Below are 20,520 nucleotides of genomic sequence, written 5' to 3'. Positions count from 1 at the left end.
GCCTAAGCGCGAAAGAGCCCGAGGGGGCGATGTCGTGTGCCGGGTGCGGGCCACGTGTGGCCGATCGCGCAGTCTCCCGCGCCCCTTCGGGCCGCTTCGCCCGGGTCTGCGCCGTCAGGTTTGTGGGGCGGGCTCCGGATCCCCGATGATGATCGTGGCAAAGGCCGGGGCAGCCCCTGTGGACCGGGCTGTGAACGGCCGGTGAACAAGGACTCCGGTCCATCCGATAGCCTCTGCCGACATGCCGCCCGGGTGCCGCTGGCAGGGCGCCCCACCACGTAAGAGACCGGCGCCGCGCGCCGGCACCCAGGGAGTGAGTTCGGTTGCCGACCGCCATCGTCACCGGTCAGCCGGTCCCCGGATCGACCCTCGAGAACGATCTGCGGTCCCTCGGCTTCGACGTCCGGGTGGCAACGGACGCCGCCGAGACCGAGACCCTGCTGGCCGCCGCTCGGGCCGGTGACCGCGTGGCCCTGGTCGACGCCCGCTTCGTCGGCCACGTCCACGCGCTGCGCCTGGGCCTGACCGACCCGCGCTTCCCGCTCTCCGCGATCACCGGCGCCGTCACCGCCCAGCCGGAGGCCCGGCAGGCGCTGACCTGCGCCGTGGCCCGGGAGACCTCCACCGGCGGCGGCACGGCGCTGGCCGTGGACAGCCTCGCCGACCGCATCGTCACCGCCCTGGACGCCGACGGCCGCGAGGTGCACCGGCCCGAGCTGGGCAGCCTGGTCGCCGCGGTCCCCGCCGACCCGCAGGCCCGCAACGAGGCACGGCAGGCCGTCGCCGCCGTCGACGACGAGGCCGTACGCCTGAAGTCGGCCGTGAAGTCCCGCGACGGCTTCTTCACCACCTTCTTCATCAGCCCCTACTCGCGCTACCTCGCCCGCTGGTGCGCCCGCCGGGGCCTGACCCCGAACCAGGTCACCACGGCCTCGCTGCTCACCGCCCTGATCGCGGCGGGCTGCGCGGCGACCGGCACCCGGGGCGGCTTCGTCGCGGCCGGCGTGCTGCTGATCGCCTCCTTCGTGCTGGACTGCACCGACGGCCAGCTCGCCCGCTACGCCCTGAAGTACTCCACGCTCGGCGCCTGGCTGGACGCCACCTTCGACCGGGCCAAGGAGTACGCCTACTACGCGGGCCTCGCCCTCGGAGCGGCCCGCGGCGGCCATGACGACGTATGGGCCCTCGCCCTCGGCGCGATGATCCTGCAGACCTGCCGGCACGTGGTCGACTTCTCCTTCAACGAGGCCAACCACGACGCCACCGCCAACACCAGCCCCACCGCCGCCCTCTCCGACAAGCTGGACAGTGTCGGCTGGACGGTGTGGGTGCGCCGGATGATCGTGCTGCCGATCGGCGAGCGCTGGGCGCTGATAGCGGTCCTGACCGCGGCCACGACCCCCCGCATCACCTTCTACGTGCTGCTCATCGGCTGTGCCTTCGCGGCGACGTACACCACGGCGGGGCGTGTGCTGCGGTCCCTGACCCGCAAGGCGCGGCGCACCGACCGGGCCGCTCAGGCGCTGGCGGACCTCGCCGACTCCGGCCCGCTCGCCGAGGCCGTGCGGCGCGTGGCCGAGCGGGGCCTGCCCGGCCTGGCGGTGCCCGCCGTCGCGTTCGCGGGCGGCGCCGCGGTCGTCGCCTGCTCGGCTCTGACCGGCTTCGGCGCGGTGCTGCCGGTGATCGGCGCCCTGGTCTACGTCCTCACCTCGGCACTCGCCGTCGCCCGCCCCCTCAAGGGAGCCCTCGACTGGCTGGTCCCGCCCTTCTTCCGGGCCGCCGAGTACGGCACCGTGCTCGCCCTCGCGGCCAAAGCCGGGGTGAACGGCGCCCTTCCGGCGGCTTTCGGGCTGGTGGCCGCCGTCGCCTACCATCACTACGACACGGTGTACCGCATCCGCGGCAGCGCCGGAGCGCCCCCGGCCTGGCTGGTGCGCGCCATAGGGGGGCACGAGGGGCGGACGCTGCTCGTCACCGTCCTGGCCGCGCTGCTCACCGCAGCGCAGTTCACCGTCGCGCTCACGGTCCTGGCCGTGGCCGTAACCCTCGTGGTGCTCGTCGAGAGCATCCGCTTCTGGGTGTCCGCTGGGGCGCCCGCCGTACACGATGAAGGAGAACCCGCATGATCGGCCTCGTGCTGGCAGCCGGCGCCGGACGGCGTCTGCGCCCCTACACCGACACCCTGCCCAAGGCGTTGGTGCCGGTGGGGCCCGCGGGCGTGGAAGGCGAGTCGACCGTGCTGGACCTCACGCTCGCCAACTTCGCCGAGGTCGGCCTGACCGAGGTCGCGATCATCGTCGGCTACCGCAAGGAGGCCGTGTACGAACGCAAGGCGGCCCTGGAGCAGAAGTACGGCCTGAAGCTCACCCTCATCGACAACGACAAGGCCGAGGAGTGGAACAACGCCTACTCCCTGTGGTGCGGCCGGGACGCCCTCAAGGACGGCGTGATCCTCGCCAACGGTGACACCGTCCACCCGGTCTCCGTCGAGAAGACCCTGCTCGCGGCGCGTGGCGAGGGCAAGCGGATCATCCTCGCCCTGGACACCGTGAAGTCCCTCGCCGACGAGGAGATGAAGGTCGTCGTCGACCCCGAGAAGGGCATGACGAAGATCACCAAGCTGATGGACCCCGCCGAGGCCACCGGCGAGTACATCGGCGTCACGCTGATCGAGGGCGACGCCGCCCTCGAGCTGGCCGACGCGCTGCAGACCGTGTGGGAGACCGACCCGCAGCAGTTCTACGAGCACGGTTACCAGGAGCTGGTCAACCGTGGCTTCCGGATCGACGTGGCGCCGATCGGCGACGTCCCGTGGGTCGAGATCGACAACCACGACGACCTCGCCAAGGGACGGGAGATCTCGTGCCGCTACTGACCCGGCTGATCCCCTCGCCGGTCGTCGTGGACATCCGCCCGGGTGCCCTGGACGACCTGGCCGGCGTCCTCGCCGACGAGCGCATCGCGCAGTCCGGCCGGCTCGCCATCGCCGTCAGCGGCGGCTCCGGCGCCAAGCTGCGCGAACGCATCGCCCCCTCGCTGCCGGGTGCCTCCTGGTACGAGGTCGGCGGCGGCACCCTCGACGACGCGATCCGGCTGGCCGGCGAGATGAAGTCCGGCCACTACGACGCGGTCGTCGGGCTCGGCGGCGGCAAGATCATCGACTGTGCGAAGTTCGCCGCGGCCCGCGTCGGTCTGCCCCTGGTCGCCGTGCCGACGAACCTCGCGCACGACGGCCTGTGCTCGCCGGTCGCGACGCTCGACAACGACGCCGGGCGCGGCTCCTACGGGGTGCCGAACCCGATCGCGGTCGTCATCGACCTGGACGTGATCCGCGAGGCCCCGGCCCGCTTCGTCCGGGCCGGGATCGGCGACGCGATCTCCAACATCAACGCGGTCGCGGACTGGGAGCTGTCGAACCGGGTCAACGGCGAGAAGATCGACGGTCTCGCCGCGGCCATGGCCCGCCAGGCGGGCGAGGCGGTCCTGCGGCACCCCGGTGGCATCGGCGACAACGACTTCCTCCAGGTGCTCGCCGAGGCGCTGGTCCTCAGCGGCATCTCGATGTCGATCTCCGGCGACTCCCGGCCGTCCTCCGGCTCCTGCCACGAGATCAACCACGCCTTCGACCTGCTGTTCCCCAAGCGGGCGGCCGCCCACGGCGAGCAGTGCGGCTTGGGTGCGGCCTTCGCGATGTACCTGCGCGGGGCGCACGAGGAGGCGGTCCACACGGCCGGGGTGCTGCGGGGGCACGGACTGCCCGTGCTGCCGGAGGAGATCGGCTTCACCGTGGACGAGTTCGTACGCGTGGTGGAGTTCGCCCCGGAGACCCGCCCCGGCCGCTACACGATCCTCGAACACCTCGACCTCAAGCCGAACCAGATCAAGGACATCTACGCCGACTATGTCAAGGCCATCGGTAGCTGAACTCCGTCCGGTCGTCCACCCCGCGGGGGTGAAGGACCGGCGCAGCGGTGAGCACTGGATGGGACGCCTCTACATGCGCGAGGTGTCCCTGCGGGTCGACCGCTACCTGGTCAACACCAGGGTCACGCCCAACCAGCTCACCTACCTGATGACCGTCTTCGGCGTGCTCGCGGCCCCGGCACTGCTGGTGCCGGGGATCCCGGGCGCCGTGCTCGGCGTGGTGTGCGTCCAGATGTACCTGCTGCTGGACTGCGTCGACGGTGAGATCGCGCGCTGGAAGAAGCAGTTCTCGCTGAACGGCGTCTACCTGGACCGGGTCGGTGCCTATCTGACCGACGCCGCCGTGCTCACCGGCTTCGGCCTGCGCGCCGCCGACCTGTGGAGCGGCGGCCGTATCGACTGGCTGTGGGCCTTCCTCGGCACGCTGGCCGCGCTCGGCGCGATCCTCATCAAGGCCGAGACCGACCTGGTCGGCGTCGCCCGCCACCAGGCCGGCAAGCCGCCGGTGCAGGAGACCGCCGCCGAGATGCGCTCCTCCGGCATGGCACTGGCCCGCCGGGCCGCGGCCGCCCTGAAGTTCCACCGGCTGATCCTCGGCATCGAGGCGTCCCTGCTGATCCTGGTCCTGGCGATCGTCGACCAGGTGCGCGGCGACCTGTTCTTCTCGCGGCTGGGTGTCGCGGTGCTGGCCGGCATCGCGTTGCTGCAGACCCTGCTGCACCTGGTGTCCATCCTCGCCTCCAGCAGGCTGAAGTGAGCACGGGCATGCGGGTCGGCGCCGTCATTATCACCATGGGCAACCGGCCGGAGGAGCTCAGGGCGCTGCTCGACTCGGTCGCCAAGCAGGACGGCGACCGCGTCGAGGTGGTCGTCGTCGGCAACGGCTCGCCCGTCCCGGACGTCCCCGACGGCGTACGGACCGTCGAGCTGCCCGAGAACCTGGGCATCCCCGGCGGGCGCAACGTGGGCATAGAGGCCTTCGGCCCCGGCGGCCGCGATGTCGACATATTGCTCTTTCTCGACGACGACGGCCTGCTCGCCCGCCACGACACCGCCGAGCTGTGCCGCGAGGCGTTCGCCGCCGATCCGGAGCTCGGCATCATCAGCTTCCGCATCGCCGACCCGGAGACGGGCGAGACCCAGCGCCGCCACGTGCCCCGGCTGCGCGCCTCCGACCCGATGCGCTCCTCGCGCGTCACCACCTTCCTCGGCGGCGCCAACGCCGTCCGCACCCGGGTGTTCTCCGAGGTCGGCGGCCTGCCGGACGAGTTCTTCTACGCCCATGAGGAGACCGACCTCGCCTGGCGGGCGCTCGACGCCGGCTGGATGATCGACTACCGGTCCGACATGGTGCTGTACCACCCGACGACCGCCCCCTCGCGGCACGCCGTCTACCACCGCATGGTCGCCCGCAACCGCGTGTGGCTGGCCCGCCGCAACCTTCCCGCGCTCCTGGTCCCCGTCTACCTCGGGGTCTGGATGCTGCTCACCCTGGTCCGCCGCCCCTCCCGTCCGGCGCTGCGGGCCTGGTTCGGCGGGTTCAAGGAGGGCTGGACCACAGCGTGCGGTCCGCGCCGCCCGATGAAGTGGCGCACGGTGTGGCGGCTGACCCGGCTGGGCCGTCCTCCGGTGATCTGAGAAGCTTGCTCTTACCTGAAGAGAGCAAGCTTCTTACCAAGAGAGTCCGGATTTCCACTCGTGAGTCACACAACCCATGACGGCGGTGTCGCGGTGAGCGCGATACCGTCGCCCGACGAGGGGCTGACTGCGGCGCAGCTGGCCGCCAAGTACGGGCTCGCCGTGAGCGGCGCCCGGCCCTCGCTGCCCGAGTACGTCCGCCAGCTGTGGGGACGGCGCCACTTCGTCCTCGCCTTCTCCCAGGCGAAGCTGACGGCGCAGTACAGCCAGGCCAAGCTCGGCCAGCTGTGGCAGGTGGCCACGCCGCTGCTGAACGCGGGCGTGTACTACTTCATCTTCGGCGTCATCCTGCACGCGAGCCGCGGCCTGTCCCAGGACGTGTACATCCCGTTCCTGGTCACGGGCGTGTTCGTGTTCACCTTCACCCAGAGCTCGGTCATGTCGGGCGTCCGGGCGATCTCCGGCAATCTGGGGCTGGTGCGGGCCCTGCACTTCCCACGCGCCTCGCTGCCCATCTCCTTCTCGCTGCAGCAGCTCCAGCAGCTGCTGTTCTCGATGATCGTGATGTTCGTCGTGGCGATCGGGTTCGGCAGCTACCCGAGCCTCGCCTGGCTGCTGATCGTGCCGGTCCTGCTGCTGCAGTTCCTGTTCAACACCGGTCTCGCGCTGATCGTGGCCCGCATGGGCGCCAAGACGCCGGACCTCGCCCAGCTGATGCCGTTCATCCTGCGCACCTGGATGTACACCTCCGGCGTCATGTTCTCCATCAACAAGATGATGGAGGGCCGCTCCGAGATCGCCGTCCGGCTGCTCCAGGTCAACCCGGCCGCCGTCTACATGGACCTCATGCGCTACGCGCTGATCGACGGCTACGGCGCCTCGAACCTCCCGCCGCACGTGTGGGCCATCGCGCTGTTCTGGGCCGTGGTCGTCTTCGTCGGCGGCTTCGTGTACTTCTGGAAGGCGGAGGAGAGGTACGGCCGTGGCTGAGCTGAACACACCGGACCGCGAGGACCGCCGCCCGACGGTCGTCGCGGACGACCTGCACATCGTCTACCGCGTCAACGGCGCGAAGACCGGCAAGGGGAGCGCGACCGCCGCCCTGAGCCGCATCCTGAAGCGCGGCGGGGAACGCGGCGTACGCAAGGTGCACGCCGTGCGCGGGGTGTCCTTCGTCGCCTACCGAGGCGAGGCCATCGGCCTGATCGGCTCCAACGGCTCCGGCAAGTCCACGCTGCTGCGTGCCATCGCCGGTCTGCTGCCCGCCGAGAAGGGCAAGGTCTACACCGACGGCCAGCCCTCGCTGCTCGGTGTGAACGCGGCCCTGATGAACGACCTCACCGGTGAGCGCAACGTCATCCTGGGCGGTCTCGCCATGGGCATGTCCCGGGAGCAGATCAAGGAGCGCTATCAGGACATCGTCAACTTCTCGGGCATCAACGAGAAGGGCGACTTCATCACCCTGCCGATGCGCACGTACTCCTCCGGCATGGCGGCCCGGCTGCGGTTCTCCATCGCCGCCGCCAAGGATCACGACGTCCTCATGATCGACGAGGCCCTCGCCACCGGTGACCGCAACTTCCAGAAACGTTCCGAGGAACGCATCCGGGAACTGCGCAAGGAGGCCGGGACGGTGTTTCTGGTCAGTCACAACAACAAGTCGATCCGCGACACCTGCAACCGCGTCCTGTGGCTGGAGCGCGGCGAGCTGCGCATGGACGGACCGACCGAAGAGGTGCTGAAGGAGTACGAGAAGTTCTCGGGCAAGTAGCTGGTTTCGGCCAGGGCCCCGACGGTAATCGTCCGGCGGGGCCCTGCGGCTGCAAAGGAACCGTCAACTCCGGTTTCTGCCGGGAATCTTGGAGCCAATCGGTGTGTTGTTGTGATGTGCAGGACACCCCGACGGACCGAGCCGCGTTGTACAACGTAAGCTGTACCGGTGCCGGAAAGCGGCAAGTGGGGCGATAATGCGCGAGACCCTGCGCCACGGCGACCCCCGCGCATTGCCGGTTGGCGTGTCCGAAATAGTGTGTGTTGGGTCGGCAGTGTAGAACGGGAGATGTGACGGCAATGGCTACGGAAACTCCCCAGCTCAACGGAGCATGTGCCGTCCCCGCGCCGGGCAGTGTGCGATGACGGCTACCGAGACGGCGCCGGACCCGGAGCGCGCCACCCTGGACAAGGCCACGAGCGAGAACTTTCCCGTGGCCCCCTTCTTCCTGCCCAAGGACTGGCGCGACGACCTCATGGCGGTCTACGGCTTCGCCCGTCTGGTCGACGACATCGGCGACGGCGACCTCGCGCCCGGTGGCGCCGACGCCCGGATGCTCGGCGTGTCGCCCGCCCGGGCGGCGGACCGTCTGGTCCTCCTCGACGCGTTCGAGGCCGACCTGCGCCGGGTCTTCGACGGCACCCCGCGTCATCCGCTGCTGCGCCGGCTGCAGCCCACCGTCCGCCGCCGTTCCCTGACTCCCGAGCCCTTCCTCGGCCTCGTCGCCGCCAACCGCCAGGACCAGCTCGTCGCCCGGTACGAGACCTACGACGACCTCCTCGCCTACTGCGAACTGTCCGCCAACCCCGTCGGCCGTCTCGTCCTCGCCGTCACCGGCACCTCGACCCCCGAGCGGATCCGGCTGTCCGACGCGATCTGCACCGCGCTGCAGATCGTGGAACATCTCCAGGACGTCGCCGAGGACCTCGGCCGTGACCGGATCTATCTGCCGGCCGCGGACATGAAGCGCTTTCACGTGCAAGAAGCGGATCTTGGCGCAAAAACCGCGAGCGCATCGGTGCGCGCCCTGGTTGCATACGAAGCACAACGCGCCCGCGATCTGCTGAATGAAGGCGCCCCCCTGGTGGGTAGCGTCCACGGCAGGTTGAAGCTGCTGCTCGCGGGGTTCGTGGCGGGGGGGAGGGCGGCGATCCGGGCGATCGCCGCCGCCGAATACGACGTACTTCCCGGCCCGCCCAAACCCGGCAAGGTCCAGTTGCTGCGTGAGGCGGGCGTGATCCTGCGAGGAGAGGGGTGATCCGGACCGTGGATTCTCCGTCGCACGTGTCCGCACCGGTACTCGCCGCCTACAGCTACTGCGAGACGGTCACCGGGCAGCAGGCGCGCAACTTCGCCTACGGCATCCGGCTGCTGCCCGCGCCCAAGCGCCGCGCCATGTCGGCGCTGTACGCGTTCTCCCGGCGCGTGGACGACATCGGCGACGGCGATCTGGCCGACGAGGTGAAGCTGAAGCGGCTCGAGGACACCAGGGCGCTGCTCGCCCGGGTCCGGGAGGGCGAGGTCGGGGAGGACGACACCGATCCGGTCGCCGTCGCCCTCGCCCATGCCGCGCGTGCCTTCCCGATCCCGCTCGGCGGCCTCGACGAGCTGATCGACGGCGTCCAGATGGACGTACGCGGTGAGGCCTACGAGACCTGGGACGACCTGAAGGTCTACTGCCGGTGTGTCGCCGGTGCCATCGGCCGGCTCTCGCTCGGCGTGTTCGGCACCGAACCGGGCGCGCGCGGCGTCGAACGCGCATCCGAGTACGCCGACACGCTCGGCCTCGCCCTGCAGCTGACCAACATTCTCAGAGACGTCCGCGAGGACGCGGCCGGCGGCCGTACCTATCTGCCCGCCGACGACCTCGCCAAGTTCGGCTGCTCGGCCGGATTCGACGGGCCGACGCCACCGGAGGGCGCCGACTTCGCGGGCCTCGTGCACTTCGAAGTGCGACGGGCCCGCGCCCTTTTCGCCGAGGGCTACCGGCTGCTCCCCATGCTCGACCGGCGCAGTGGCGCCTGCGTGGCCGCCATGGCCGGCATCTACCGCCGGCTGCTGGACCGCATCGAGCGCGATCCGCAGGCCGTGCTGCGCGGCCGGGTCTCGCTGCCCGGACGCGAGAAGGCCTATGTCGCCGTACGCGGTCTGTCCGGCCTGGACACCCGGCACGTGACCCGCCATGTCGCGCCGCGTTCCGTCAGGAGGCGCGCCTGATGGACCTCACCGAACCAGGAGACACGCGGCAGGCAACCCTCCGCTGCGGCGTGGCGTCCCAGACTGCGACGGCCGACCGTGCACCGTTCAACCTGCACGCTCGGCACGCAGGGAAGGACGCACGATGAGCGACGGCGCACGTCCCGCACAGGCGCACGGCCCCGGGGGAGACGAGGGCGCGGCAGGCCGCAGTGCCGTCGTGATCGGCGGCGGACTCGCCGGCATCACCGCGGCGCTCGCTCTCGCCGACGCCGGTGTCCGCGTCACCCTGCTCGAAGGCAGGCCCAGGCTGGGCGGCCTCGCCTTCTCCTTCCAGCGCGGCGACCTGACCGTCGACAACGGCCAGCACGTGTATCTGCGGTGCTGCACCGCCTACCGCTGGTTCCTCGACCGGATCGAGGGCGCGGCACTGGCCCCGCTGCAGGACCGTCTGGATGTGCCCGTCGTCGACGTCGCCAAGCCTGAGGGCAGGCGGCTCGGCAGGCTGCGGCGCGACCCGCTGCCCGTCCCCCTCCATCTGGGGCGCAGCCTGGCCGCCTATCCACACCTCTCGCTCGCCGAGCGCGCCTCGGTCGGGCGCGCCGCGCTCGCGCTGAAGGGGCTCGACCTGGCCGATCCGGCCCTGGACAACCAGGACTTCGGCAGCTGGCTGGCCGCACACGGCCAGTCGGGGCGCGCCATCGAGGCCCTGTGGGACCTGGTCGGGGTCGCCACCCTCAACGCGGTCGCGGGCGACGCCTCACTGGGGCTCGCCGCGATGGTGTTCAAAACCGGTCTGCTGTCCGACCCGGGCGCGGCCGACATCGGCTGGGCCCGCGTCCCGCTGGGCGAACTGCACGACCGGCTGGCCCGCAAGGCGCTCGACTCCGCGGGCGTGCGTACCGAGCTCCGTACACGCGTCACCTCCATCTCCCTCAACGAAAACGGGAGTTGGAGCGTTCAGGTTCCCGGCGAGGCGCTCGAGACCGGCATCGTCGTCCTCGCCGTACCCCAGCGCGAGGCTCATGACCTGCTGCCGCCCGGCGCCCTCGACGCCCCCGAGCAGCTGCTGCGGATCGGTACCGCACCCATCCTCAACGTCCATGTCGTCTACGACCGCCAGGTGCTGGCCCGCCCGTTCTTCGCGGCCCTCGGCACCCCCGTGCAGTGGGTCTTCGACCGCACCGACTCCTCAGGTCTCGCCGAGGGCCAGTACCTCGCGCTGTCCCAGTCGGCCGCCCACGGGGACATCGACCTGCCGGTCGCCGAACTGCGCGAGCGCTACCTGCCGGAGCTGGAGCGTCTGATTCCGGGTACGCGGGGCGCCGTGGTGCAGGACTTCTTCGTGACCCGGGAGCGCACGGCCACGTTCGCGCCCACCCCCGGCGTCGGGCGCCTTCGGCCCGGCGCCCGCACCAAGGCCACCGGCCTGTACCTGGCCGGAGCGTGGACCGCCACAGGGTGGCCCGCGACCATGGAGAGTGCGGTCCGCAGCGGAGTGAGTGCGGCCGACGCCGCGCTCGGCGCCCTGGGCCGGCCCCGCCCCCGCCACCTCTTCGAGTTCGAGGAGGCGGCCTGATGCCCGATCAGGAGCCGGCGGCAGGCCCCCGCACCTCCGGTACCGCAACAAGAGGAGAGACTGTGCCCACTGTGCCCCCGGCTTCGACGCCCGTCCCACGGGCCGCGGTGGACGTGACCGCGCTGCTGGAGCGCGGCCGGACCCTGGCCACTCCCGTCCTGCGTGCGGCCGTCGACCGGCTGGCGTCTCCCATGGACACCGTCGCCGCCTACCACTTCGGCTGGATCGACGCCGCCGGAAACCCGGCCGACGGCGACGGCGGCAAGGCCGTGCGTCCCGCGCTCGCTGTCCTCTCCGCGGAGGTCACCGGGGCCGCGCCCGAGGTGGGCATCCCGGGTGCCGTCGCCGTGGAACTGGTCCACAACTTCTCGCTGCTGCACGACGACCTGATGGACGGCGACGAACAGCGCCGGCACCGGGACACCGTCTGGAAGGTGCACGGTCCCGCCCAGGCGATCCTCGTCGGCGACGCCCTGTTCGCCCTCGCCAACGAGATCCTGCTGGAACTCGGCACCGTCGAGGCCGGCCGCGCGACGCGCCGGCTGACCACCGCCACGCGCGCCCTGATCGACGGTCAGGCGCAGGACATCTCCTACGAGCACCGCGACCGGGTCACCGTCGAGGAGTGCCTGGAGATGGAGGGCAACAAGACCGGCGCGCTGCTCGCCGCCTCCAGCTCCATCGGCGCGGTCCTCGGCGGCGCGGACGATGCCACCGCCGACGCGCTGGAGCGGTACGGCTACCACCTCGGCCTCGCCTTCCAGGCCGTCGACGACCTGCTCGGCATCTGGGGCGATCCGGTGGCCACCGGCAAGCAGACCTGGAGCGACCTGCGCCAGCGCAAGAAGTCCCTGCCGGTCGTCGCCGCCCTCGCGGCCGGCGGCCCCGCCTCCGAGCAGCTCGGCGAGATCCTCGCCGCGGACGCCAAGAGCAGCGACTTCGAGAACTTCTCCGAGGAGGAGTTCGCGGCTCGCGCGGCCCTCATCGAGCAGTCCGGCGGCCGCGAATGGACGGCCGAGGAAGCGCGCCGTCAGCACACCATCGCCATCGAAGCCCTCGACGCCGTCGACATGCCCGCCCGGGTACGCGACGCCTTCACGGCGCTCGCCGACTTCGTCGTCGTGCGGAAGAGATGATCAATATCGCTCGAAGACGCCTCGCGTAGTCGCCGGCCGGTGCCGCAAGGATGCGTGCGACACCGGCCGACGGCGGACCCACAGCAGCACGACTCGCACGACTGCACGAAGGGGAAGCCATGACAGCGACGACCGACGGAAGCACCGGGGCCACCTTGCCGTCCCGCGCTGCCGCGGCCAGCGACACCGCCATCACCACCCCCGTGGCGGCCGGGGTACAAGAAGCCGCCGCATTCGCCGCACGGCGCGCCACGGACTTCCTGCTCGCGCGGCAGGACGCCCAGGGCTGGTGGAAGGGCGACCTGGAGACCAACGTCACCATGGACGCCGAGGACCTGCTGCTCCGTCAGTTCCTGGGAATCCTGGACGAGAAGACCACGCAGGCCGCCGCCAAGTTCATCCGCGGCGAGCAGCGCGAAAACGGCACCTGGGCCACCTTCTACGGCGGGCCCGGTGAACTCTCCACCACCGTCGAGGCCTACGTCGCCCTGCGTCTGGCCGGCGACGCGCCGGACGACCCGCACATGGCGAAGGCCTCCGCCTGGATCCGCGAGCGCGGCGGAATCGCCGCCGCCCGGGTCTTCACCCGGATCTGGCTGGCCCTGTTCGGCTGGTGGAAGTGGGAGGACCTGCCCGAACTCCCGCCGGAGCTGATCTACTTCCCCACCTGGTTCCCGCTGAACATCTACAACTTCGGCTGCTGGGCGCGGCAGACGATCGTGCCGCTCACCATCGTCTCCGCCAAGCGCCCGGTGCGTCCCGCGCCGTTCCCGCTGGACGAACTGCACACCGATCCGGCCGACCCCAACCCGGCCCAGCCGCTGGCCCCCGTGGCGAGCTGGGACGGGCTCTTCCAGCGGCTCGACAAGGTTGTCCGCGGCTACCGCAAGGTCGCCGTGCGCAGACTCCGCAAGGCCGCGATGAACTCGGCGGCCCGCTGGATCATCGAGCGGCAGGAGAACGACGGCTGCTGGGGCGGCATCCAGCCCCCGGCCGTGTACTCGGTCATCGCCCTGCATCTGCTCGGCTACGACCTGGAACACCCCGTGCTGCGCGAGGGCCTCGCCTCGCTGGACCGTTTCGCCGTATGGCGCGACGACGGCGCGCGGATGATCGAAGCCTGCCAGTCCCCGGTCTGGGACACCTGCCTCGCCACCATCGCGCTCGCCGACGCCGGGCTCCCGGCCGACCACCCGCAACTGGTCAAGGCCGCCGACTGGATGCTCGGCGAGGAGATCGTCCGGCCCGGCGACTGGGCCGTACGGCGTCCCGGGCTCCCGCCGGGCGGGTGGGCGTTCGAGTTCCACAACGACAACTACCCCGACATCGACGACACCGCCGAGGTCTCCCTGGCGCTGCGCCGGGTCAGGCACCACGACCCGGAGCGGGTGGAGCACGCGATCGGCCGTGCCGTGCGCTGGAACCTCGGGATGCAGTCGAAGAACGGTGCCTGGGGCGCCTTCGACGTGGACAACACCAGCCCGTTCCCGAACCGGCTGCCGTTCTGCGACTTCGGCGAGGTCATCGACCCGCCGTCCGCCGACGTCACCGCGCACGTCGTGGAGATGCTCGCCGCCGAGGGACTGGCGCACGACCCGCGCACCCGCCGGGGCATCGGCTGGCTGCTCGCCGAACAGGAGGCGGACGGCTCGTGGTTCGGCCGCTGGGGCGTCAACTACATCTACGGCACCGGGTCCGTCGTACCGGCGCTGACCGCCGCCGGACTGCCCGGCTCGCACCCGGCGATCCGGCGGGCCGTGGCCTGGCTGGAGAGCGTGCAGAACGACGACGGCGGCTGGGGCGAGGACCTGCGCTCCTACAAGTACGTCAAGGAATGGAGCGGCCGGGGCGCCTCCACCGCCTCGCAGACCGCCTGGGCGCTGATGGCGCTGCTCGCGGCGGGGGAGAAGGGCTCCAAGGCCGTCGAGCGCGGCATCCAGTGGCTGGCCGACACCCAGCGGGAGGACGGCACCTGGGACGAGCCGTACTTCACCGGCACCGGCTTCCCCTGGGACTTCTCCATCAACTACCACCTGTACCGGCAGGTCTTCCCGCTCACCGCGCTCGGCCGGTACCTGCACGGCGACCCCTTCGAGCGCGGCCTCCTCGCCGGGAAACCGCTCTCCGAGGCGAAGAGGAGCTGACTTGAGCGCCCAGCCCGCACCGGCCCCGCTGCTGATCGCCTGCGCGCTCGGCATCGAGAGCCTGGCCCTGCGCACCGGGGACAGGGGCGGGGCGGACGGGCCGGTGACCTTCGTCCGTACGGGCATGGGCCCGCGCGCGGCGGAACGGTCCATCACAGGCCGGCTGGCGGTTCCGGCCCTCGCCGAGGCCGCCGTCCTGGCCACCGGCTTCTGCGCCGGGCTCGCCCCCGGCATGCACCCCGGCGACCTGGTGGTCGCCGAGGAGACCCGTGACCGGCGCGGCACCGTCGCCTGCGCGGGCATCGAACTGCTCGTCAAGGAACTCGTGCGCATCCTGCCCGGACGCACGGTCCACACCGGCCCGCTCACCGGCTCCGACCACGTCGTGCGTGGCCACGAGCGGTCCGACCTGCTCGCCACCGGAGCGATCGCGGTCGACATGGAGTCGGCGGCCACGCTCCTCGCTGCCGTCCGCGGCGGTGAGCGCCCGGTCGCGGCCGTGCGCGTGGTCGTGGACGCCCCCGAACACGAACTCGTCCGGATCGGCACGCTGCGCGGTGGCATATCGGCCTTCCGCGTTCTTCGATCCGTCCTTCCCGCATTTTTCGAATGGCACCGTTCTTTGCTGCTCCCCCGGAGGTGAGCCAGATGGCCATGCCGTTGCGCCAGACCGTCAAGGTCGCTACCTATCTGCTCGAACAGAAGCTCAAGAAGAGGGACAAGTTCGCCCTGCTCGTGGAGTTGGAGCCGCTGTTCGCGTGCAACCTCAAGTGCGAGGGCTGCGGCAAGATCCAGCATCCGGCCGGTGTCCTCAAGCAGCGCATGCCGGTCGCCCAGGCCGTGGGCGCGGTGCTGGAATCCGGTGCGCCGATGGTGTCCATCGCCGGCGGGGAGCCGTTGATGCACCCGCAGATCGACGAGATCGTACGGCAGTTGGTGGCCAGGAGGAAGTTCGTGTTCCTGTGCACGAACGCCCTTCTCATGCGCAAGAAGATGGACAAGTTCAAGCCCTCGCCGTACTTCGCGTGGGCCGTGCACATCGACGGGCTGCGCGAGCGGCACGACGCCTCGGTGGCGAAGGAGGGCACCTTCGACGAGGCGGTCGAGGCCATCAAGGAGGCCAAGCGGCGCGGTTTCCGGGTCACCACCAACTCGACCTTCTTCAACACCGACACCCCGCAGACCGTCGTGGAGGTGCTCAACTACCTCAACGACGACCTGCAGGTGGACGAGATGATGCTCTCGCCCGCCTACGCCTACGAGAAGGCGCCCGACCAGGAGCACTTCCTCGGTGTTCAGCAGACGCGCGAGCTGTTCAAGAAGGCGTTCGCCGGCGGCAACCGCAGGCGGTGGCGGCTCAACCAGAGCCCGCTCTTCCTGGACTTCCTCGAGGGCAAGGTCGACTTCCCGTGCACGGCGTGGGCGATCCCGAGCTACTCCCTCTTCGGCTGGCAGCGCCCCTGCTACCTGATGAGCGACGGCTACGTGCCGACGTACCGCGAACTCGTCGAGGAGACCGACTGGGACAAGTACGGCCGCGGCAAGGACCCGCGCTGCGCCAACTGCATGGCGCACTGCGGCTACGAGCCGACGGCCGTGCTCGCGACGATGGGCTCCCTGAAGGAGTCGCTGCGGGCCGCGCGCGAGACGATGACGAGCGGGAAGCAGGACTGATGCCATGACCGCCGTCCCCTTGGGCGTTCCCGGGGTACCGGCCCGGCCGGTCGCACCGCGGCGCCGGTCGCGGCAGATCCACGTCGGACCGGTGGCGGTCGGGGGCGGGGCCCCGGTGTCGGTGCAGTCGATGACGACGACCCGTACGTCGGACGTCGGCGCCACCCTGCAGCAGATCGCGGAACTCACCGCGTCCGGCTGCCAGATCGTCCGCGTCGCCTGCCCCACGCAGGACGACGCGGACGCCCTCGCGACCATCGCCCGCAAGTCGCAGATCCCGGTGATCGCGGACATCCACTTCCAGCCGAAGTACGTCTTCGCGGCCATCGAGGCCGGCTGTGCGGCGGTCCGCGTGAACCCGGGCAACATCAAGAAGTTCGACGACCAGGTGAAGGAGATCGCGCGTGCCGCCAAGGACCACGGCACGCCGGTCCGGATCGGCGTGAACGCCGGATCCCTCGACAAGCGGCTGCTGCAGAAGTACGGCAGGGCCACCCCGGAGGCGCTGGTCGAGAGCGCCCTGTGGGAGGCGTCCCTCTTCGAGGAGCACGACTTCCGGGACATCAAGATCTCCGTCAAGCACAACGACCCGGTCGTGATGATCGAGGCCTACCGTCAGCTCGCCGAGCAGTGCGACTATCCCCTGCACCTGGGCGTGACCGAGGCCGGTCCGGCCTTCCAGGGCACGATCAAGTCGGCCGTGGCGTTCGGGGCACTGCTGTCCCGGGGCATCGGTGACACGATCCGCGTCTCCCTGAGCGCGCCGCCGGCCGAGGAGGTCAAGGTCGGCATCCAGATCCTCCAGTCGCTGGGCCTCAGACAGCGGCGTCTGGAGATCGTCTCCTGCCCGTCCTGCGGCCGCGCGCAGGTCGATGTCTACAAGCTCGCGGAGGAGGTCACGGCGGGACTGGACGGCATGGAGGTGCCGCTCAGGGTCGCGGTGATGGGGTGTGTGGTGAACGGTCCCGGAGAGGCCCGCGAGGCCGACATCGGAGTTGCCTCGGGCAACGGAAAGGGACAGATCTTCGTGAAGGGCGAGGTCGTCAAGACCGTACCCGAGTCGAAGATCGTGGAGACCCTCATCGAGGAGGCCATGAAGCTCGCCGAGCGGACGAGCCCGGCGGACGAGGCGAGTTGAGCACAGCACGGCACGTACCGAGAGGGGGCCCAGCGTGACCATTCTGGAGACGATCCGGGGACCACGCGACCTGAAGGCGCTGTCCGAGGCGGAACTCGGTGAACTGGCCGAGGAGATACGTGAGTTCCTGATCCACGCGGTGTCGCGGACCGGCGGTCACCTCGGACCCAATCTGGGGGTGGTGGAACTGTCCATCGCGCTCCACCGGGTCTTCGAGTCGCCGGCCGACCGCATTCTGTGGGACACCGGCCACCAGTCCTACGTCCACAAGCTGCTGACGGGGCGTCAGGACTTCTCCAAACTGCGCGGCAAGGGCGGACTGTCCGGCTACCCCTCGCGCGAGGAGTCCGAGCACGACGTCATCGAGAACAGCCACGCCTCCACCGCGCTCGGCTGGGCCGACGGCCTCGCCAAGGCCAACCAGGTGCAGGGGGAGAAGGCCCATGTGGTCGCCGTCATCGGGGACGGCGCACTGACCGGGGGCATGGCCTGGGAGGCGCTGAACAACATCGCGGCCGCCAAGGACCGCCCGCTCATCGTCGTCGTGAACGACAACGAACGCTCCTACGCCCCGACCATCGGCGGCCTCGCCAACCACCTGGCCACCCTGCGCACCACCGACGGCTACGAGAAGGTCCTCGCCTGGGGCAAGGACGTACTGCTGCGCACCCCGGTCGTCGGCAACACCATCTACGAGTCCCTGCACGGCGCGAAGAAGGGCTTCAAGGACGCCTTCGCCCCGCAGGGCATGTTCGAGGACCTTGGCCTGAAGTACGTCGGTCCGATCGACGGCCACGACGTCGCCGCCGTCGAGTCGGCGCTGCGCCGGGCGAAACGGTTCCACGGCCCGGTCCTGGTCCACTGCCTCACCGAGAAGGGGCGCGGCTACGAGCCCGCCCTCGCCGATGAGGAGGACCACTTCCACACCGTCGGCGCGATGGACCCGCGCACCTGTGAGCCCCTCGCGCCGTCCAACGGCCCTTCCTGGACCTCGGTGTTCGGCGACGAGATCGTGAAGATCGGCGCAGAACGCGACGACGTCGTCGCCATCACGGCGGCGATGCTGCACCCGGTCGGGCTCGGCAAGTTCGCCGAGCGCTTCCCCGGCCGCGTCTGGGACGTGGGCATCGCCGAGCAGCACGCGGCCGTGTCCGCGGCCGGCCTCGCCACCGGTGGGCTGCACCCGGTCGTCGCCGTCTACGCCACCTTTCTCAACCGTGCCTTCGACCAGCTGCTGATGGACGTCGCCCTGCACCGCTGCGGGGTCACCTTCGTCCTGGACCGGGCCGGTGTCACGGGCGTCGACGGAGCCTCCCACAACGGCATGTGGGACATGTCGATCCTCCAGGTCGTCCCCGGCCTCAGGATCGCCGCCCCGCGCGACGCCGGCCAGCTGCGCGCCCAGCTGCGCGAGGCCGTCGCCGTCGACGACGCCCCCACCCTGGTCCGCTTCCCGAAGGAGTCGGTGGGCCCGGACGTCCCGGCGGTCGGCCATGTGGGCGGCATGGACGTCCTGCACCGTGCCGAGCGCCCCGAGGTGCTGCTGGTCGCGGTCGGCGTGATGGCCCCGGTGTGCCTGCAGGCCGCCGAACTGCTGCAGGCCCGTGGCATCAACTGCACGGTCGTGGACCCACGCTGGGTCAAGCCCGTCGACCCCTCGCTGCCGGGACTCGCCGCCGAGCACCGGCTCGTGGCCGTGGTGGAGGACAACAGTCGCTCCGCGGGCGTCGGTTCGGCCGTGGCGCTGGCCCTCGGCGACGCCGACGTGGACGTGCCCGTGCGCCGGTTCGGCATTCCGGAGCAGTTCCTCGCGCACGCCAAGCGCGGCGAGGTGCTGGCCGACATCGGTCTCACGCCCGTCGAGATCGCCGGGCGGATCAGTGCGAGCCTGGCCGTCAAGGATGCGGGCGGCACAGCCAAGGAGATTGAATGAGCACGGAGTTCGACCTCGGCGCCCTGCTCGCCGAGCGCGGAGCCGAACGCTACGAGCTGCACACGAAGTACCTCAACCCGCAGCTCCCGCGCATGCTGCACACCATCGGCTTCGACAAGGTCTACGAGCGGGCCGAGGGCGCCCACTTCTTCGACACGGACGGCAACGACTACCTGGACATGCTCGCCGGGTTCGGGGTGATGGGGCTCGGCCGCCACCATCCGGTCGTCCGCAAGGCGCTGCACGACGTGCTCGACCTGGACCTCGCCGACCTCACCCGGTTCGACTGCCAGCCGCTGCCCGGACTGCTCGCCGAACGGCTCCTGGACCGCAGCCCCCACCTGGACCGGGTGTTCTTCGGCAACAGCGGTACGGAGGCCGTGGAGACGGCCCTGAAGTTCGCCCGGTACGCCACCGGCAGGCCCCGGATCCTCTACTGCGACCACGCCTTCCACGGCCTGACCACCGGCTCCCTGTCGGTCAACGGCGAGGGCGGCTTCCGTGACGGCTTCGGCCCGCTGCTGCCCGACACCGCCGTCCCCCTCGGCGATCTCGACGCCCTCGCACGGGAGCTGAAGAAGGGCGACGTGGCCGCTCTGATCGTGGAGTCGATCCAGGGCAAGGGGGTGCACGAGGCCCCGCCCGGCTATCTGCGCGCCGCCCAGGAGCTGCTGCACCGGTACAAGGCGCTGCTCATCGCCGACGAGGTGCAGACCGGCCTGGGCCGCACCGGCGACTTCTACGCCTACCAGCACGAGGACGGCGTGGAACCCGACCTGGTGTGCGTGGCCAAGGCGCTGTCCGGCGGGTACGTCCCGGTGGGCGCCACCCTCGGCAAGGACTGGATCTTCAAGAAGGTCTACTCCTCCATGGACCGCGTTCTGGTCCACTCGGCGAGCTTCGGCTCCGGCGCCCAGGCCATGGCCTGCGGACTGGCCGTGCTCTCGGTCATGGAGAACGACCAGATCGTCGCGGGCGTGCGCAGGACCGGCGAGCTGCTGAAGTCCCGGCTCACCGCGCTGATCGACAGGTACGAGCTGCTCGCCGACGTCCGCGGGCGGGGCCTGATGATCGGGATCGAGTTCGGCAGGCCCACCTCGCTGAAGCTGCGCAGCCGCTGGACCATGCTGCAGGCCGCCCGCAAGGGCCTGTTCGCGCAGATGGTCGTCGTACCGCTGCTGCAGCGGCACCGGATCCTCACCCAGGTCTCGGGCGACCACCTGGAGGTGATCAAGCTGATCCCGCCGCTGATCATCGACGAGGCGGACGTGGACCGGTTCGTGACCGCCTTCACCGCCGTCATGGACGACGCCCACAGCGGCGGCGGCCTGATGTGGGACTTCGGCAAGACCCTGATCAAGCAGGCGGTGGCGAACCGCTGACCGGT

17 protein-coding genes and 1 pseudogene are annotated in these 20,520 nt (G+C 70.7%); all 18 read left to right on the top strand.

The annotated features are described in order from the left end of the window. The first annotated feature begins 323 nt into the window (after positions 1–323). On the top strand, positions 324–2,126 hold the full coding sequence (locus ABZ919_RS01685) for a DUF5941 domain-containing protein (protein WP_361241143.1): 1,803 nt from the start codon (positions 324–326) through the stop codon (positions 2,124–2,126). Beyond that, the gene (locus ABZ919_RS01680) at positions 2,123–2,875 is read left to right on the top strand and encodes a phosphocholine cytidylyltransferase family protein (RefSeq protein WP_361241141.1); all 753 of its coding nucleotides are present in this window, start codon (positions 2,123–2,125) and stop codon (positions 2,873–2,875) included. Before ABZ919_RS01685 ends, ABZ919_RS01680 begins: the two co-directional genes overlap by 4 nt. After that, complete coding sequence (locus ABZ919_RS01675) at positions 2,863–3,924, top strand: iron-containing alcohol dehydrogenase family protein (RefSeq protein WP_361241138.1); 1,062 nt, start codon at positions 2,863–2,865, stop codon at positions 3,922–3,924. The genes ABZ919_RS01680 and ABZ919_RS01675 overlap by 13 nt, the downstream gene beginning before the upstream one ends. Continuing rightward, positions 3,902–4,681 (top strand): CDP-alcohol phosphatidyltransferase family protein, encoded by a 780-nt coding sequence (locus ABZ919_RS01670; RefSeq protein ID WP_361241135.1) that lies wholly within the window; start codon positions 3,902–3,904, stop codon positions 4,679–4,681. The genes ABZ919_RS01675 and ABZ919_RS01670 overlap by 23 nt, the downstream gene beginning before the upstream one ends. Further along, positions 4,678–5,562 (top strand): glycosyltransferase, encoded by an 885-nt coding sequence (locus ABZ919_RS01665; protein WP_361241133.1) that lies wholly within the window; start codon positions 4,678–4,680, stop codon positions 5,560–5,562. Before ABZ919_RS01670 ends, ABZ919_RS01665 begins: the two co-directional genes overlap by 4 nt. 60 nt (positions 5,563–5,622) lie before the next feature. Then, positions 5,623–6,552, top strand: coding sequence for an ABC transporter permease (locus ABZ919_RS01660; RefSeq protein WP_361241130.1), 930 nt, complete (start codon positions 5,623–5,625; stop codon positions 6,550–6,552). Next, positions 6,545–7,333: an ABC transporter ATP-binding protein gene (locus tag ABZ919_RS01655; protein WP_361241127.1), complete on the top strand. Its 789-nt coding sequence runs from the start codon at positions 6,545–6,547 to the stop codon at positions 7,331–7,333. Before ABZ919_RS01660 ends, ABZ919_RS01655 begins: the two co-directional genes overlap by 8 nt. A gap of 361 nt (positions 7,334–7,694) precedes the next feature. Continuing rightward, positions 7,695–8,591: a squalene synthase HpnC gene (gene hpnC / locus ABZ919_RS01650; protein ID WP_361241124.1), complete on the top strand. Its 897-nt coding sequence runs from the start codon at positions 7,695–7,697 to the stop codon at positions 8,589–8,591. Then, positions 8,588–9,550: a presqualene diphosphate synthase HpnD gene (gene hpnD, locus ABZ919_RS01645; protein WP_361241121.1), complete on the top strand. Its 963-nt coding sequence runs from the start codon at positions 8,588–8,590 to the stop codon at positions 9,548–9,550. The genes hpnC and hpnD overlap by 4 nt, the downstream gene beginning before the upstream one ends. Continuing rightward, positions 9,550–9,624 (top strand): annotated as a pseudogene (locus ABZ919_RS01640) (DUF6380 family protein); the annotation flags it as partial. The gene hpnD and the pseudogene ABZ919_RS01640, both read left to right, overlap by 1 nt. Next, positions 9,594–11,108 carry a hydroxysqualene dehydroxylase HpnE gene (hpnE, locus tag ABZ919_RS01635; protein ID WP_361241795.1) on the top strand — a complete coding sequence of 505 codons (1,515 nt, stop codon included), beginning with the start codon at positions 9,594–9,596 and terminating at the stop codon, positions 11,106–11,108. The pseudogene ABZ919_RS01640 and the gene hpnE, both read left to right, overlap by 31 nt. After that, positions 11,108–12,244, top strand: coding sequence for a polyprenyl synthetase family protein (locus ABZ919_RS01630; RefSeq protein ID WP_361241118.1), 1,137 nt, complete (start codon positions 11,108–11,110; stop codon positions 12,242–12,244). The genes hpnE and ABZ919_RS01630 overlap by 1 nt, the downstream gene beginning before the upstream one ends. A 119-nt stretch (positions 12,245–12,363) precedes the next feature. Further along, complete coding sequence (shc, locus tag ABZ919_RS01625) at positions 12,364–14,388, top strand: squalene--hopene cyclase (protein WP_361241115.1); 2,025 nt, start codon at positions 12,364–12,366, stop codon at positions 14,386–14,388. A 1-nt stretch (position 14,389) separates the two neighbouring features. Next, on the top strand, positions 14,390–15,031 hold the full coding sequence (locus tag ABZ919_RS01620) for a 1-hydroxy-2-methyl-2-butenyl 4-diphosphate reductase (protein ID WP_361241113.1): 642 nt from the start codon (positions 14,390–14,392) through the stop codon (positions 15,029–15,031). A 5-nt stretch (positions 15,032–15,036) separates the two neighbouring features. After that, positions 15,037–16,062 (top strand): adenosyl-hopene transferase HpnH, encoded by a 1,026-nt coding sequence (hpnH, locus tag ABZ919_RS01615; RefSeq protein WP_361241110.1) that lies wholly within the window; start codon positions 15,037–15,039, stop codon positions 16,060–16,062. A 4-nt stretch (positions 16,063–16,066) separates the two neighbouring features. Further along, a complete protein-coding gene (ispG, locus tag ABZ919_RS01610; protein WP_361241107.1) occupies positions 16,067–17,200 on the top strand; it encodes a flavodoxin-dependent (E)-4-hydroxy-3-methylbut-2-enyl-diphosphate synthase in 1,134 nt (377 codons plus the stop codon). Between the two features lie 34 nt (positions 17,201–17,234). Further along, positions 17,235–19,133 (top strand): 1-deoxy-D-xylulose-5-phosphate synthase, encoded by a 1,899-nt coding sequence (gene dxs / locus ABZ919_RS01605; RefSeq protein ID WP_361241104.1) that lies wholly within the window; start codon positions 17,235–17,237, stop codon positions 19,131–19,133. Next, positions 19,130–20,515: an aspartate aminotransferase family protein gene (locus tag ABZ919_RS01600; RefSeq protein WP_361241101.1), complete on the top strand. Its 1,386-nt coding sequence runs from the start codon at positions 19,130–19,132 to the stop codon at positions 20,513–20,515. The genes dxs and ABZ919_RS01600 overlap by 4 nt, the downstream gene beginning before the upstream one ends. The last annotated feature ends 5 nt before the right edge of the window (positions 20,516–20,520 follow it).

It is taken from the genome of Streptomyces sp. NPDC046759 (assembly GCF_040645475.1).
In the GTDB taxonomy this organism is placed as follows: domain Bacteria; phylum Actinomycetota; class Actinomycetes; order Streptomycetales; family Streptomycetaceae; genus Streptomyces.
This window is presented reverse-complemented; position numbering and strand designations above follow the sequence as displayed.

What these genes read in the sequence shown, in the direction of transcription:
- ABZ919_RS01600 (WP_361241101.1), top strand. Translation starts at nt 19,130, where the DNA reads ATGAGCACGGAGTTCGACCTCGGCGCCCTGCTCGCCGAGCGCGGAGCC.
- hpnH (WP_361241110.1), top strand. Translation starts at nt 15,037, where the DNA reads ATGGCCATGCCGTTGCGCCAGACCGTCAAGGTCGCTACCTATCTGCTC.
- ABZ919_RS01680 (WP_361241141.1), top strand. Translation starts at nt 2,123, where the DNA reads ATGATCGGCCTCGTGCTGGCAGCCGGCGCCGGACGGCGTCTGCGCCCC.
- shc (WP_361241115.1), top strand. Translation starts at nt 12,364, where the DNA reads ATGACAGCGACGACCGACGGAAGCACCGGGGCCACCTTGCCGTCCCGC.
- ABZ919_RS01670 (WP_361241135.1), top strand. Translation starts at nt 3,902, where the DNA reads ATGTCAAGGCCATCGGTAGCTGAACTCCGTCCGGTCGTCCACCCCGCG.
- ABZ919_RS01630 (WP_361241118.1), top strand. Translation starts at nt 11,108, where the DNA reads ATGCCCGATCAGGAGCCGGCGGCAGGCCCCCGCACCTCCGGTACCGCA.
- hpnC (WP_361241124.1), top strand. Translation starts at nt 7,695, where the DNA reads ATGACGGCTACCGAGACGGCGCCGGACCCGGAGCGCGCCACCCTGGAC.
- ispG (WP_361241107.1), top strand. Translation starts at nt 16,067, where the DNA reads ATGACCGCCGTCCCCTTGGGCGTTCCCGGGGTACCGGCCCGGCCGGTC.